Raw genomic sequence first — 15,576 nt, forward strand, 5'->3', positions numbered from 1 at the left:
CCATCAACCTGGTACGCCGAACTCGGCCGCCGGCGCTCGAGCATTGACGTCACACCCCGCTAGCATGAAATTTGTGCCGATACTCCTATGCCGAACCAGCCGATGACCGCCGCCGACGCGATCGTGCTCGCGGGCGGGCGGGCCAGCCGGATGGGCGGGGTCGACAAGCCCGCGATCGTGATCGGCGGCCGGTCGATGCTCGACGCGGCGCTGGACTCGGTGCGCGAGTGCGGCGGGATCGTGGTGGTCGGGCCGCATCGGCCGGAGCTGGCTGCCCGGATTCAGCAGGTCCGTGAGGTGCCGCCGGGTTCGGGTCCGGTCGCGGCGATCGGCACCGGCCTGAGCGCACTCGGTCCCGATCCGGCGCCGTGGATCGTGGTGCTCGCCGCGGACATGCCGTTCCTCACCGCCGACACCGTGCGCGAATTGCTGCGCAGGGCAGCCGAATCCACCACCGACGCGGTCTTCGCGATCGACGGTTCCGGACGTCCCCAGTATCTCGTCGGTGTCTGGCGGCGCACCGCCCTCGCGGCCGCGCTGACCGGGCTCGATTCCCTGGTGAACCAGCCGATGAAGGCGATCGTGCCCACCGAGACGACCTCCGTCGAACTGCCGGGCACCGGCGACTGCGACACCGAGGAAGAGGTCCGCAGCGCCCGCGAGACGCTGGCCGCCACGACGACCCGGCTCGACCTCACCGAAGCCCGAGCGCGCCTCGTCACCGACCTGACCCCGCTGGTCGCCTACGAGGCCCACCTGGACGAGGTCGGCGGCGCCGCGCTCGCCGCGCCGATCATCGCCGCGGGCGCGCTACCCCGCTTCGACGTGTCCGCGATGGACGGCTACGCCGTGTGCGGCGAGGGTCCCTGGCAGCTGCGCCGCGACATCGGTTTCGCCGGCGGGGCCAGACCGGTCGGCTTGCTGCCCGGCGAGGCCGTCCGGATCGCCACCGGCGCCCACGTTCCCGACGGCACCACCTCGGTCCTGCGCGACGAGTTCACCGCGATCACCGGCGACGAACTCGCCCGCCGCCCCGGCACCCCGCTCCGCGGCGACATCCGCCGGCGCGGCGAGGACCAGATGGCCGGCGACCTCCTCGCCCCCGCGGGCACCAGGGTCACCACCGCACTCCGCTCCGCGGCCGCCTCGGTAGAGGTCACCTCCGGCCTGGTCCGCGGCCCGGTCCGCGCCCGCATCGTGATGACCGGCGACGAGATCCGCAGCACCGGCCCCCTGCAAACCGGCCAGACCCGCGATTCCATCGGCCCGGTACTCCCCGACATCCTCGCCGGCCTCGGCGTCCACGTCCTCGACCGCGTCCACCTCCGCGACACCGCCCACGGCTTCGACGAAATGCTGACCGCCACAGCGGGTTTCGACCTCCTGGTCGTCGTCGGTGCCACCGGCGGCGGCGCAGCCGATCAACTACGCACCGCGATCGCCCGCGCCGAAGCCCGCATCGTGGTCCCGCGATTGTCCATGCGCCCAGGCGGTTCCACCGTCGTAGCCGAACTCCCCACCGGCCCGACCATTCTCGGCCTCCCCGGCAACCCCTTCGCCGCCATAGCCGTCCTCCTGGCCCTCACCCCCTCGATAGTCGCGGGCCGCACCTCAGCACCCCCTCCCCGCTCCCTCCGCGGCCCCCTGCACAACGCCGCCGAAATCGCAGGCCCCATCCAGCGAATCACCCCGGCCCGCCACGCCCCCGAAGGCGGCTACACCGGCGACGCCTCCGTCCGCACCGCCCACCTCGCCGGCCTGATCGACCGCGACGGCCTCGTCATCGTTCCCCCGGAAGCCACCGACGGCACCCTCGTCGAGTTCCTCCCGCTGCCGCACTGAGTGCACTAAACTAAGATTCAATCTTAGTAAGATGACATCTTAGTTAGGTGCAGACATGGAGTTCATCGGCCGAGCCCATGACCTCCACCTCCTCACCGGTCAACTCGCCTCGGTCGCCGACGGCGAAGCAGGCACGCCCGGTCGCGCGGTGATAGTCACCGGACGGCGCCGGGTCGGCAAATCACGCCTTGTGCAGGAATTCTGCGATCGCTCAGGCACGCCATACAGCGTGTTCCAGGCGACACGCGGTCGAAATCCCGCCGCCGAGCGCGCCGACTTCGTCGAGACCGCGAGCCGCGTCGACTCCGCCGGCGCGGCAATGGTCCGCGGGATCCCCGCTGCCGACTGGAACCAGGCGTTGCGGACCCTCGCCATCGCGGCACCTGACGATCGCCCGTCGATAGCGGTCATCGACGAAGTCCCGTGGCTGGTCGAACAGGACCGCGAGTTCGAAGGCGCGCTGCAGACGGTGTGGGACCGCGATCTGTCCCGCAAGCCCGTGCTGCTGATCCTGGTCGGCAGCGACATCTCGGTCATGGAAGCGCTGGGCGCCCGCGACCGCCCGTTCTTCGGCCGTGCCACCAAAATGACCGTCGACCCGCTCGACGTGGCAGACGTGCAGACAATGACCGGCCTCGACGCAGCCAGCGCGATCGACGCCCGCCTCATCACCGGCGGCTTCCCGCAGATTCTGGCCTCGTGGCGCCCGGGCATGGATCGGCTCGACTTCCTCCGCGAAGCCACCGCGGACCCGCTGTCGCCACTCCTTGTCGCCGGCGAGCTGTCCCTACTCGGCGAATTCCCGGAGGGCACTCGCTCCCGCGCGGTCCTGCGGGCAATCGGCAGCGGCGAACGCACTTTCGGCGCCATCGCCGCACAGGCGGGATCCACCGGCGCACTACCCGCGGGCACTCTCAACCCGTTGCTGAAAACCTTGCAGGACAAACGAATAGTGGCCGCCGACCTCCCCCTGTCGACCATCGCCGACACCAAGAACAAGCGCTACCGAATCACCGACTCCTACCTGCACTTCTGGCTGGCCTTCCTGGAACGCGGCATCCCCCTCGTCGAACGCGGCCGCGGCGACCTCGCCCTGTCCCGCATCGAACGGTCCTGGACATCGTGGCGTGGCCGAGCGGCCGAACCCTTGATCCGCGCTTCCCTCCTCCGCCTGATCCCCAACCAAACCTGGCCGGACACTGAAGAAATCGGCGGCTGGTGGAATCGCACCAACAACCCCGAGATCGACCTCATCGGCACCGACCGCTCCCCTGTCGCGAAAGCCGTGCATTTCGTCGGCTCGATCAAATGGCTCGAAAACCATCCGTTCGACCGCCACGACTACGACGCCCTCACCCGCGCCGTTCTCGCCATCCCCGGCACAACCCTCGACACACCGCTGGTCGCGGTATCCCGTTCCGGAATCACCGACGACGCCCCCATCGCAAGCTCGTGGGGCCCAGACGAACTGGTCGAGGCCTGGCGGGCGACCTGAGTTCGCGGTCAGGGCGCCGACGGACCCGCCGCTGGCAGATGACGCTATCCGATTTCATAATTCATGCGTTGGAAAATAATGTTCGTGAATTTATCGGCGGATATCGACACGCCGCTGATTCCCTGGTCGGAATGCGATTTTTCGCGCACCTCTTCCGGAGTGCAAATCTGCTGGATATCGTAGGCGCGTTAGGCGAAACACTATCCCTCGGAAAGGACCGTGTGGAGATGGCTGACAAGTCTAAGAAAGCGCCTAAGAAAATGCCCAAGCAGATGCCGCGGCAGCAGCAGCAACAGCGGCAGGAGCAGATGGGCGACGACTCGCAAGGCAGGCGAGCAGGCCAGGACGATGGGCGTGAACAGCGCCGCCCCGGCCATCACTGATCTACGTGTGTCGACGAGCCGCCGGTTCCCCTTCCGGCGGCTCGTCCACGTCAGGCCCCGACGCGCTGTAGCGCGATCGCCGCGGATTCGTCCCGCTGACGGCGAGCCGTCGAAGGATCGGGAGCGGGCACCGCATCGAGCAGGCGGCGGGTGTACTCCTGGGCCGGTGCGGCGAACACGGCACCTACCTCGCCGGTTTCGACGATCCGGCCCTGCCGCAGCACCACAACCCGGTCGGCGACCTGGTGCACAACGGCCAGATCATGGCTGATGAACAGGCTGGCGAAGCCGTATTCGGCACGCAGGTCGGCGAAGAGATCGAGCACCTGCGCCTGCACCGACACATCCAGCGCACTGGTCGGCTCATCGGCCACCAGTAGTCGCGGCGCCAGCGCGAGTGCGCGCGCCAAAGCCACCCGCTGACGCTGCCCACCGGACAGTTCTCCCGGCCGACGCTGTGCGTAATCCCTTGGCAGCCGGACAGATTCGAGCAGATCGCCGACCTTGCTCCGCAGTAGCGCGCCCGAAGCGGCCCGGTGCACCTGCAGTGGTTCCCCGATGGCGTCGGCGACACTGCGCCGCGGATCGAGCGAAGCGCTCACGTCCTGATGGACCAGCGCGACATTCTTTCGCAGCCCCCGTATTTCGCGCGGCGACAATCCGGCCAGTGAAACACCCTGCAGCTCGACAGTTCCCGATGTCGCAGGCACGAGGCCGAGCGCGGTGCGCCCCAGAGTGCTCTTGCCCGAACCGGATTCACCCACGAGACCAAGCACTTCGCGTGGTCCGAGAGTGAGCGAGACATCTTGCAGCGCGGGGAAGGCCGCCGCACCATGGGTTTCCGGATACACCACCGAAAGGTCGTCGATGCGCAACACATCGCGATACTCGGGTTCGGCTGCACCGCCACCCTTCTCGGCGACCGCGGACGATGCCGACTCACCGCCACCGTGCTCATTCGCGAGCGGACCGGCCCCGCGCGCGGAAACCACCGGAAGACGCGGCACCGCGGCCAGCAAAGTCCGCGTGTACTCCTCTCCCGGCTCACCGAACAACCCGAACACCGTCTGCTGCTCCACCACCTGCCCAGCCCGCATCACCACGACCCGGTCGGCGATCTCCGCGACCACACCGAGGTTGTGGGTGATGAACAGGATGGCCGTCCCCCGCTCACGTTGCAGCGATCGCAGCAGGTCCAGGATCTCGGCCTGAACGGTGACATCGAGCGCGGTGGTCGGTTCGTCGGCGATGAGCAGCGCGGGGTCGCCGGACAGAGCCAGGGCGATGACCACGCGCTGCTTCTGCCCGCCGGAGAGCTGGTGCGGATACCAGTCCAATCGCTTCTCCGGCTCCGGGATGTCCACGGCGGTGAGCAGTTCGATCGCGCGGGCCCGTGCGGCGCCCTTGTCGGTCGTGCCGTGCGCCCGCAGTGCCTGTACGAGCTGGGTGCCGATCTTCTGCACCGGGTTCAGCGCGGTCTGCGGCTCCTGGAACACCATGGCCGCCTCGGTCCCGCGCAGTCCGCGCAGCACCGGTTCGGTCGCGTCGACGACCTCGGTGCCCGCGAGACGGATGGATCCCGCGGCGTGCGCGGTACCGGGCAGGAGACCGAGCACCGATCGCGCGGTCAGCGACTTCCCCGAACCGGATTCCCCGACCAGCGCGACCACCTCACCTCGGCGAACCCGCAGACTCACCCGGTCGACGACGGTCCGCTCGCCGAACCTGACGACCAGCTCGTCGATATCGAGCACCAGATCGTCGGTGCCCGGCCGATCAGCCTGGGTGCTCATGCCACTCTCCTTGCCCGGCCCAATGCCTGGGCGATCAACAGGAATCCGAGGGTCAGCGCGGCGACGACGGTCAGCGGTCCGATCGCCATCCACGGATTGGCGTCGAGGTTGGCGATCGATTCGCCGATGAGCGAGCCGAGCGACGGCTCCGGCGGCCGCACCCCGATACCGATGAAGCTCATCGCCCCTTCGATGAACACCGCCACCGACAGCGACAGCGCGAACTGCACACCCAGCGGCTCGAGCACATGGGGCAGCACATGCTTGCGCAGCGTCCACCAGGTGCCGGCGCCGATCACCTCGGACGCTTCGACGAACGGCTGCTCGCGCACGGCGAGTACGGCGGTGCGGATCTGGCGACCGAAGATCGGGATCTCGGCGGCGACGATGACGATCACGACCGCGTGCCAGCCGGGCCCGGTGACGGCGGCGAGCGCGATCGCGAAGATCAGCGAGGGGAACGCCAGAATCAGGTCGAAGACGCGCTGAGCGGCCACGTCGGCGATCGGATGCACGGTCGCCGCGAGCCCGGCCAGCGAGCCGATCACGGCGCCGACGGGTACCGCGAGCAGCACGATCAGCAGGTTGATGCGGATGCCGGCGAGTACGCGCGCGGCGACGTCCCGATTGAGGTGGTCGGTGCCGAGCCAGTGCTCGGCATTGGGCCCGAGGAGGTTGGCGCCGGGGATCTGGGCGAGCGGGTCGTAGGAGCTCAGCACCCCGGCCAGGACACCGGCCAGTGCGACGAGGCCGACCAGCAGGACGCCCGCCAGACCTTGCCCGCTCCGTAAGGCGCGTAGCGGACTCGAATTCTTCTCGGCAACAAGGGGTTTCTCGACGGCCGAAGTCACGATCGCCCTCCGATCCGGATCCGCGGATCCAGCCAGGCGTGCGCGATATCGGTGATCAGCTGGATCACCACGAACACCGCCACCGACAACAGCAGCAGCACCTGCACGAGCGGGTAGTCGCGACGGCTGATCCCCTGTTCGATGAGCTGGCCGATACCTGGCCAGACGAACGCCGCCTCCACCAGCACCGCACCGCCGAGCAGCTGCCCGGTTTGGATGCCGAGCACGGTCAGCATGGTCGGCAGGGCGTTGCGCAGCGCACCACGGGTGACGATCTCGCGATGCGCGACACCGAGCGAACGTGCCGTCAGCACATAGGGTTTGGCGAGTTCGGTGCGCAGCGACTCGGTGAGGAACCTGGTCAGCGCCGCCGCCACCGGGAGCGCGAGGCAGATCGCGGGCAACAGCAGGTATTGCACGGCGATATCGGGCCGGGCGATGAATCCGTCCGGTGGCACACCACCGGCGGGCAGCACCGGGACGGCGACCGCGAAGACGAGCACGAGCAGCGGCCCGACGACGAAGGTCGGCAGCGCAACGGCGACCGTATTCGCCGCGGCGACAACGGTGTTCAGCCACCGGCTGGGCCACAGCACCGACGCGGTCGAGACGGCCAGACTCACCACCACCGCCAGCAGTAGCGCGCTCACCGTGAGTACCAGGGTGTTGGTGGCGCCCCGCCCGACCAGCTCGCCGATCTGGCCGCCGACGAGGTACGACCGGCCCAGGTCGAGGGTGACCAGGTCGCCGAGCCAGCTCAGGTACTGCACCGGAATCGACCGGTCCAGCCCCAGCTGGTGCCGGATCGCCTCGATCGACTGGGGCGTCGCGTCGTTGCCGGCCAGGATGGTCGCCGGGTCGCCCGGCACCAGACGCAGCAGCAGGAAGATCAGCACCGAGGCACCGAACAGCACCAGCAGCGCCGAGGGCAGTCGATGCAGCAGGTAGCGGGTCATGACAGGAAGGTGTCGGTGAGCAGGGTTTCGCGGCGCTTGGTCCAGCCGAAACCGTGCACCTTGTTCGAGCTCGCGTACTGCTGGAACCGCACGCCGATCTCGATCAGGAACAGGCCTTCGAGCAGCTGGTCGCTGACCGCGTTGAAGGCGCGCACCGCGTCGGGTCCGGTGCCCTGCGGCAACCGCCATGCCGCGTCGGCGGCCGCGGTGTAGGCGGGCGATTCGTAGCGCGAGGCATTACGGCGGGCGTTGAACGGGTACGCGCTCACCGTCAGCGTCGACGGCACGAACTGTGCCCACGAGTGATCGGTGACCCACAGGCCCCGGAACTGCTGGCCGGTGAGCAGCTTGACGAAGGTCGCGGAGTCCACCGGGTCGAGCGTCACCTCGATGCCGGCCTCGGCGAGGTTGGCCTGCACGATCTGGGCGATCTCCTCGTGCGCGGTATAGAAGGTCAGCGGCAGCTTCGACGGTGTGGCCGTCTGGGCCAGGAGCTGCTTGGCCTTCCCGATGTCACGGCTGTAGCGCGTGTTCCTGGCCTCGTCGAAGGCGGGCGAGTTCTTCGGCCACGGCACATTGAGCGGGTAGCCCGCGCCGCGGAACACCTCGGCGACGATCCGTTCGCGGTCGAGCGCGTACGCGATCGCCTGCCGCACTCGCACATCGGCCAGTGACGGCTCGGTGACATTGACACCGACGTAAGCCTGCAGTTCGGCGCCGTCGAGATTCTGCACCTGGAATCCGCCTGTCTTGCCGAGATTTTCGGCATCGCGGTAGGCGAGCTCTCTGGCGACATTGATCTGACCGGACTTCAGCGCGTTCAGCAGCGCCTGCTGATCCGGGATGATCGACACCTCGACCCGGTCGAGATAGGGCCGTTCGGGCACCCGATAGGTGGGATTCTTCTCGAAGACGATCTGTGAATTGGGCACCCGCTGCACAAACTTGAACGGGCCGGTACCGATGTACTTGTCGCCGCTGCCGAGCTGATCCGCGGTTTCACTGTCCAGGATCGGGACGGTGTCGAGCAGGTCGAAGATATTGCTGAGCGGATTCGCGAGCTGCAGGACGATCCGGGTCGGCGAGACGATGTCGAACCCGGTGACGGCGGCGGCGGTGCTGCGCAGCTGCGCGGACCACTTGGCATCGGCGTAGGTACGGATCGAGAATTCCACGTCCTTGGCGGTGAACGCGCGGCCGCTGTGGAAGGTGACGTCGTCGCGCAGGTCCAGGCTCAGCGAGCGGCCGTCGGCGGCCAGCTGCCACGACTTCGCCAGCAGCGGTTGCGGTTCCAGCTTGTCGTTCGGATAGCGGATCAGCGATTCGTAGACCAGGCCGATGAGCACCGGCGTCGCGGCGGTGTTGGTGAGCAGGTTGGCGGGCACCAGGTCCTCGCGGATGCCCACCTTCAAGGTGCCGCCACGCACCGGAGTGGCACCGTCGCCGCCCGCCTTCTGCTCCGACACGGCCGAGGTGCAGGCCGCCAGCGCCGCGCCGCCGAAGATGGCCGCCGCGGCGATGCCGCCGGCGCGCAGGAAGTTACGGCGGTCGAGGCCGCCGGGGGTAAAGCTCATCGTGGGATTCCTCGAAGACACGTCGACCCGCGATGCGGGCCGATCGGCGCGCAGGGCAGGGCGCACCGTGGGAAAGGGGATACATCGGCTCGGTTCGGCCGCGCACGTCAGCAGACGTACGTCAGCCACGCAGGACGCGACACGAACAGCAGCAAGAGGGCTGATTCGTGGGCACGGCAGTGACGCTAACAAGTTGCGCCGCAGGGGTCACCGATTCCACGCATCCTGCACATAACCCTGGTGACCAGCGAATATGTCACCTTTACTGCCAGGATGCCTGTTCCACCCCATGCTCGCGGTTATGAATCCTTCGGCGGCACAGCCGGTCGCACCTCGGCCGATTCCACACCGGACTGGACCTCGCCGCCGACCGCGCCCGCCGGTGCGCCCAATATCGTCGTCGTCCTCGTCGACGATATGGGTTACAGCGATATCGGCCCGTTCGGTTCCGAGATCGAGACGCCGACGCTGGATCGGCTCGCGGCCGGCGGCGTGCGGCTGTCGAACTATCACACGACGCCGCTGTGCTCGCCGTCGCGCGCGGCGTTGCTGACCGGGATCAATTCCCACCGTGCGGGTTTCGGCTTCGTCGCCAATGCCGATCCCGGCTATCCCGGGTTGCGGCTGGAGCTGGCCGACGATGTGCTCACGCTGCCGGAGATCCTGCGCGGCAACGGTTATGCCACCTACGCGGTGGGCAAGTGGCATCTCGTGCGTGATGCCACGATGAATCCGTCGGCGCATCGGGATTCGTGGCCGACACAGCGCGGATTCGACCGCTACTACGGATCTTTGGAGGGCCTGAACTCCTTCTACTATCCGAACCAGCTGGTCTCGGACAGTTCGGTGGTCGATATCGAGGAGTATCCCGAGGGCTACTACCTCACCGACGATCTCACCGACAAGGCACTGTCCTACATCAAGGATCTGCGCGCGCACGATGCGACGAAGCCGTTCTTCCTGTACTTCGCGCATGTGGCGATGCACGGGCCGCTACAGGCCAAACTCGAGGACCCGGCCAAATATCGGGGCAGGTATGCCGAGGGCTGGGACGAGCTGCGCAGGAAGCGGTTCGCCGAGCAATTGGCGCAGGGGCTGTTCCCGCCGGGCACCGAGCAGAAGCCGCGCAATACCGAGCCCGGTTACGAAGCGGCCGAATGGGATTCGCTGTCGGCCGACGAGCAGCGCCGCTACGCCAAGTACATGGAGGTGTACGCGGGCATGGTCGACAGCATCGACCAGAGCCTCGGCCGCATCGTCGACCTGCTCGAGGACCTCGGCGAACTCGACAACACCATCATCGTGTTCACCTCCGACAACGGTGGCACCGCCGAGGGCGGTCCGGAGGGCACCCGCTCCTACTTCGCCGAGTTCGCCCATATCGACGACCCCGATTGGGTCGGCGACGTTCCGCACGACGAGGACCTGATCGGCACCGCGAAGCTGGGTGTGCACTATCCGCGCGGTTGGGGTCAGGCGTCCAATACGCCGTTCCGGTTCTACAAGGGTCAGACCTTCGCCGGTGGCGTCCGGGTGCCGCTGGTGGTCTCGTGGCCCAAAGGCTTACCGCGCACCGAGACCGATTCGGGCATCCGCCACGAGTACGCCTACGTCACCGATCTCGCTCCGACCCTGCTCGAGCTGGCCGGACTGGAGCGGCCGACAGTGCGCAACGGGTTGCCCGCCAAGGACTTCGACGGTGTGTCGGCCGCCGAGCTGCTGCGCGATCCGGCGGCGCCGACCCGGCACACCGAGCAGTACTCGGAGATGACCGGTCATCGCGGGTTCTATCGCGACGGATGGAAGCTGTTGTCGCTGTATGAGGCCGGGGACGATCTCGATGCACCGAACTGGCAGCTGTTCGACGTGCGGGCGGATCCGACAGAGCTTCATGATCTTTCGAATCGGAACCCAGAGAAGGCGGCTGAGCTGGCTGCGGCTTGGGACGACTCCGCCTGGGCCAATACCGTTTTCCCGCTGCTGACACGCGCCGACCTGTTCCGCCGCCGACCCGAGGAGGCGCGGTTCGGCGCACCGGTCCGGTTGCTGCCCGGCACCCCGACGCTGGAGCGCTACCGCTCCCAGCGGCTCATCGCCTACCGCGACTTCACCATCACCGCGGATCTGACCGTGTATCAGCCGGGTGACGAGGGCGTGCTCGTCGCGCACGGTGACCCGCTCGGCGGGTACCTGCTCTACGTCGAGAACGGTGACGTGGTGTTCGGTGTCAACAGCTACGGCCGCTATGCCTCGGCCCAGGCACCGCTTCCGGTCGGGGCGCGGGAGGTCACCGTGCGCGCCACGGTCCGGCCGCGTCTGCGGTGGGATTTCGTGCTCGAGGCCGACGGGGTCCCGCTCGCCGAACTCACCGACCAGGTGCAGTTGGTCGGTATGGCGCCGTGGACCGGCATCTCCGTCGGCGTCGACGCGCGCGGGCCCGTCTCGTGGGACCTGCGCGAACGCCGCGGACCGTTCCGCTACACAGGCGCACTACGGGCGATCACCTACACGCCCGGCCCGATCCAGGTCCCGCAGCGCACCATCGATGCGGTGGAGCGAGAGGCCGAGTACGCCGCGGAATGACTGCTCGCGGGCCCAGGAGTCCGAGCCCCGACCAGGTCGGATACCGTTTACGAGCCGGAAAACGCCACGCAGTGAGGACACCCGAATGGACGACAGTTCCCTGATCTGGGACGACGGTGCGCTCGTCACCATCGACCAGCGTGGACTGCCGCACGAGGTGCGCGAGCTGCGCCTTGGCACCGTCGACGAGATCATCGACGCGATCACCACCCTCGCCATCCGCGGCGCACCGGCCATCGGGATCGCGGGTGCGTTCGGCGTGGTCATCGCGACCAGGGCGCACACGACCGCCGGCGTGGTCGAGGTGGCCGCCGTGCAGGCCGAGGCCGACCGGATCGCCGCGGCCCGGCCGACCGCGGTCAATCTGGCCTGGGCGGTCGATCGGGTGCGTGCCCGGATCGCCGACGGTGCCGACGCGGTGCTGGCCGAGACCCTCGACATGCTGGCCGAGGACGGTCGCGTCAATCTCGCCGCCGCCACCAACGCCGCCGACCTGGTGCAACGCCTCTGTGGTGAAGGGCCGCTGCGGCTGCTCACCCACTGCAACACCGGCCGCCTGGCCACCAGCGCGGTCGGCACCGCGATCGGCGCGCTGCGGGTGCTGCACGGACGCGGTGCCGTGGCGGACGTGATCGTCGACGAGACCCGCCCGCTGCTGCAGGGCGCCCGGCTCACCGCGTGGGAGCTGGCCGAGGCGGGCATCCCGCACCGGCTGACCATCGACTCCGCCGCCGCGTGGGCGATGGCCACCGGACAGGTCGACGCCGTGCTGGTCGGCGCCGACCGGATCACCGCCAACGGCGACGTCGCCAACAAGATCGGCACCTTCACCCTCGCGCTGGCCGCCCGGCACCACGGCATCCCGTTCATCGTGGTCGCCCCGGAGTCCACCCGCGACACCGCGATGGCGACCGGCGCGCAGATCGTGGTCGAACAGCGCGCCGCCGACGAGGTCACCGGGTTCGGCGGAGTGGCGAGCGCGCCCGCCGGGACCGCCGTCTTCAACCCCGCCTTCGACGTGACGCCCACCGACCTCGTGACCGCTGTGGTCACGGAAAATGGTGTGGTCTATCGCAATTCGGACACCTTCGACGCACAGGGCCGCGCGATCGCGGCGACGGCGCGGCAGCTCTACGACCGTGGCTGGATGCCGGGCACCGCGGGCAATATCTCGGTGCGGGCAGGCGACGACGCACTCATCACCGCCAGCGGGCTGTCCAAAGGCGAACTGACCGAACGGGATACGGTGCTCGTCGGTGTGACCGATACGGTCACACGGCCGGGACAGAGCCGTAAACCGTCCGCGGAGACCAGCATTCACACCGCGGTGTACCGCACCCGGACGGCGGGAGCGGTCGTCCACGTGCACTCGCCGTTCGCGACGGCCCTGGCGACCACTGCGGCGCGGCCCGGTGACGCGGTGACCACACTGCGGATCAGCGGATACGAGCTGCTCAAAGGCTTCGGCCTCGACGACCCCTCCGCGGTGGACGTGCCGGTGTTCCCGAACTGGCCCGATGTCGGGCGCATCGGCGCCGACATCGAGACCTACCTGCGCGACAACCCCACCGCCCCACCGATTCTGTTCATCACCGGGCACGGCATCACCACCTGGGGTGACACTCTTGCTCAGGCGCGTGACCGCGCCGAATGCCTGGAAGCCCTGTGCGAGTTGATCGCCCGCACCGGACGCACCGACGCCACGCCACTCGAGATCGGATAATCATGACCCTGCTGCAAGTGATGGCCGCCGACAACGCCGCCGACGTCCGGGTGCGCACCACCGACACCGCCGAGATCGCCGCCGAGCTGGCCAAGCACGGCATCGCGTTCTCCCGCTGGGACGTTCTCGCCGACGCCGCGAGCACCGGCTCCGACACCCTGCTCGCCCACTACGGCCCGCAGATCGCCGAGCTCAACGCCTCGGGCCGCTACGAGCACATCGACGTCGCCCGCATCCACCCCGACGACGACAACCCGGAGTGGCCCGCCACCGCGGCGGGCGCGCGCGCCAAATTCCTCGACGAGCACCGCCACGCAGAGGACGAGGTCCGCTTCTTCGCCGCCGGTCGCGGCTGCTTCTACCTGCACATCGGCGACGCCGTGCTGGCGACGGTCTGCGAAGCGGGCGACCTGCTCTCGGTGCCCGCGGGCACCCTGCACTGGTTCGATATGGGCTCCCGCCCCGACTTCATCGCCCTGCGCTTCTTCGAGGAGGCCGACGGCTGGATCGGCGACTTCACCGGCGACAAGATCAGCGCGGGCTTCCCCACGCTGGACGAACTGCTCACCGCCCCGTGACCCGCGCCATCGTCCTCGACATCGAGGGCACGACCAGCCCCACCGACTCGGTCCGCAACGACCTCTACGGCTACACCGAGCAGCGCCTGCCCGCCTGGCTGGCCGAGAATGCCTCGGGCACTGCCGAATCCGTGCTCACGCAGACCCGTGAACTGGCCGGTGAACCCACCGCCGACACCGACCGGATCGCCGAAATACTCACCGGCTGGCTGCGTTCCGACGTCAAGGCCGAGCCGCTCAAGGCCGCCCAGGGCGCGATCTGCGCCCAGGGTTTCCGCGCGGGCGCACTGCACGGACGATTCTTCGACGACGTGGTGCCCGCACTGTCGGCCTGGCACGAAGCCGGACTCCCGCTCTACATCTATTCCTCGGGTTCCGAACGCAACCAACGAGATTGGTTCGCCTTCGCCGAGGCAGGCGACCTGTCCGGCCTCATCACCGACCACTTCGACCTCGTCAGCGCCGGACCCAAGCGGGAGTCGGCGTCCTACGACGTCATCGCCGACCGCATCGGCATCCCCGCGCAGGAGATCCTGTTCCTGTCCGATCACCCGGACGAGCTCGACGCCGCGACCGCGGCGGGTTGGCAGGCAATCGGCGTCCACCGGCCCGGTGAACCCAATCCCGCACGCCCACCTCATCATTGGGTGACTACGTTCACCGAGATAGAGGTCCCGAGCACAGCTGATGACCGACCCGAGCAGGAACCGCACCCCGGCACCCGATGACGCTCCGTTCCGGCACACGGCGCCGATGGTGCCCTCGCCGGCCCAACCGGACAGTGTTTTCACCGCTGACGCCGACACCATCGCTCGACTCGCGCACCGGGGTGCGCTGCTGACGGTGCGGCAACCTGCCAGGGTCTTCGTCCCGGCAGCCATCGCGTTGGCGCTCCTCCCGCTGGGCGAGATCCATGGCCTGTGGACGCAGGCAGTGCTCACGGTGGCGGTCGTACTCGGCTGGCCGGTCATCGGCTACCTGGCGTCCCGACGCGAACTGCGCCGATTATGCGCACTGGTCTACGCCCCTGGCGCGCTCAGCGCGGTTCAGCTCGGGCCCGACGCCATGGACATCGCCGATGCCGATGGCTATGTGCGCCTGCCCTACGAGTTCATCGTCGCGATCCGCGAGGCCGGGGCATTCACGCTGCTGCAGACCGTGTGGACAACGCTGCTGGTCGCCCGTGAACTGTTTCCGCCCTCGATCGTCGAGCGACTGCCCGCGCTGTTCGAGAATCGGCAGGAGCCGCTGCCCGGCAGCCCGGCTCCACTACCCCCGATGCCCATCGTGCCCTCCCCGCACGCGACAGTGGTCGCTGACGACGACCTCGGCCGCCACCTGCTCTCCGCCGCACTGCGCGAACCGTGGAACCGGATTCCTCTCGTCGCCGCGGTCTCGACGTTCGTGGTGACGGTTGTCGCGCTCACCGCCTGGCTGATCGGCCCACGCTGGGCCGGGCTGATCATCGTGATGTGCGTGGTGCTGGCCTGCGTCTCGTTCTACGCCGCGCGTAACCCGGCGCCGGACGACGTCCGCGCGCTGAAGTACGCGGCGCCGGGTGCGGTCATGGCCACGCAGTTCGGCAGCGACGGGTTCGTGTTCCAGACCGCCACCGGCCTACTCCGTATCCGCTACGCCGACATACGGAGAATCGACATCCGCGACGCGGTCACCATCGTGCGCCGAACCGGTCGCGATTCCACCTACGCCATCCCGACTGCCCTGTTCCCCGAACCTGTTCCGGCACAGCTACAGCGGCTCGGGGTGCGGGTGGTACGCCACTGAGGCGATGCGATGG

General features: G+C 68.5%; 12 protein-coding genes. 8 read left to right on the forward strand and 4 right to left on the reverse strand.

All coding sequences use genetic code 11. The features are described from left to right. Positions 1-102: 102 nt before the first annotated feature. Genes ACWF82_RS27855 through ACWF82_RS27865 form a run of 3 tightly spaced genes read left to right on the forward strand, consistent with a single transcriptional unit; the run spans position 103 to position 3,720 of the window. Entirely contained in the window at positions 103-1,842 is a 1,740-nt protein-coding gene (locus tag ACWF82_RS27855) for an NTP transferase domain-containing protein (protein ID WP_452505926.1), read from the forward strand. 55 nt (positions 1,843-1,897) lie between these two features. Further along, complete coding sequence (locus ACWF82_RS27860) at positions 1,898-3,337, forward strand: ATP-binding protein (RefSeq protein ID WP_452505869.1); 1,440 nt, start codon at positions 1,898-1,900, stop codon at positions 3,335-3,337. A 38-nt stretch (positions 3,338-3,375) separates the two neighbouring features. Next, positions 3,376-3,720, forward strand: a complete 345-nt coding sequence (locus tag ACWF82_RS27865; RefSeq protein WP_452505871.1) for a hypothetical protein — start codon at positions 3,376-3,378, stop codon at positions 3,718-3,720. Positions 3,721-3,770: 50 nt separating this feature from the next. Here ACWF82_RS27865 and ACWF82_RS27870 read toward each other — a convergent pair whose 3' ends face one another. From ACWF82_RS27870 to ACWF82_RS27885, 4 genes are read right to left on the reverse strand one after another with little or no spacing between them, the layout of a single operon-like run. Continuing rightward, positions 3,771-5,513, reverse strand: a complete 1,743-nt coding sequence (locus ACWF82_RS27870; protein WP_452505873.1) for a dipeptide ABC transporter ATP-binding protein — start codon at positions 5,511-5,513, stop codon at positions 3,771-3,773. Then, positions 5,510-6,364 carry an ABC transporter permease gene (locus ACWF82_RS27875; protein ID WP_452505874.1) on the reverse strand — a complete coding sequence of 285 codons (855 nt, stop codon included), beginning with the start codon at positions 6,362-6,364 and terminating at the stop codon, positions 5,510-5,512. Before ACWF82_RS27875 ends, ACWF82_RS27870 begins: the two co-directional genes overlap by 4 nt. Next, positions 6,361-7,320: an ABC transporter permease gene (locus ACWF82_RS27880; RefSeq protein ID WP_452505875.1), complete on the reverse strand. Its 960-nt coding sequence runs from the start codon at positions 7,318-7,320 to the stop codon at positions 6,361-6,363. Before ACWF82_RS27880 ends, ACWF82_RS27875 begins: the two co-directional genes overlap by 4 nt. After that, positions 7,317-8,894, reverse strand: a complete 1,578-nt coding sequence (locus ACWF82_RS27885) for an ABC transporter substrate-binding protein (protein ID WP_452505877.1) — start codon at positions 8,892-8,894, stop codon at positions 7,317-7,319. The genes ACWF82_RS27880 and ACWF82_RS27885 overlap by 4 nt, the downstream gene beginning before the upstream one ends. Positions 8,895-9,167: 273 nt before the next feature. On the opposite strand from ACWF82_RS27885, the gene ACWF82_RS27890 reads away from it, so the two are divergent. The 5 genes from ACWF82_RS27890 (at position 9,168) to ACWF82_RS27910 (ending at position 15,563) form a co-directional block, all read left to right on the forward strand. After that, complete coding sequence (locus tag ACWF82_RS27890) at positions 9,168-11,477, forward strand: arylsulfatase (RefSeq protein ID WP_452505879.1); 2,310 nt, start codon at positions 9,168-9,170, stop codon at positions 11,475-11,477. Between the two features lie 85 nt (positions 11,478-11,562). Then, positions 11,563-13,200: an S-methyl-5-thioribose-1-phosphate isomerase gene (mtnA, locus tag ACWF82_RS27895; RefSeq protein ID WP_452505881.1), complete on the forward strand. Its 1,638-nt coding sequence runs from the start codon at positions 11,563-11,565 to the stop codon at positions 13,198-13,200. Positions 13,201-13,202: 2 nt separating this feature from the next. Further along, positions 13,203-13,778 (forward strand): 1,2-dihydroxy-3-keto-5-methylthiopentene dioxygenase, encoded by a 576-nt coding sequence (locus ACWF82_RS27900; protein ID WP_452505883.1) that lies wholly within the window; start codon positions 13,203-13,205, stop codon positions 13,776-13,778. Beyond that, the gene (gene mtnC / locus ACWF82_RS27905; RefSeq protein WP_452505885.1) at positions 13,775-14,506 is read left to right on the forward strand and encodes an acireductone synthase; all 732 of its coding nucleotides are present in this window, start codon (positions 13,775-13,777) and stop codon (positions 14,504-14,506) included. Before ACWF82_RS27900 ends, mtnC begins: the two co-directional genes overlap by 4 nt. Beyond that, complete coding sequence (locus tag ACWF82_RS27910; protein ID WP_452505887.1) at positions 14,466-15,563, forward strand: hypothetical protein; 1,098 nt, start codon at positions 14,466-14,468, stop codon at positions 15,561-15,563. The genes mtnC and ACWF82_RS27910 overlap by 41 nt, the downstream gene beginning before the upstream one ends. The last annotated feature ends 13 nt before the right edge of the window (positions 15,564-15,576 follow it).

The sequence above is a fragment of the Nocardia sp. NPDC055053 genome, from assembly GCF_053608285.1.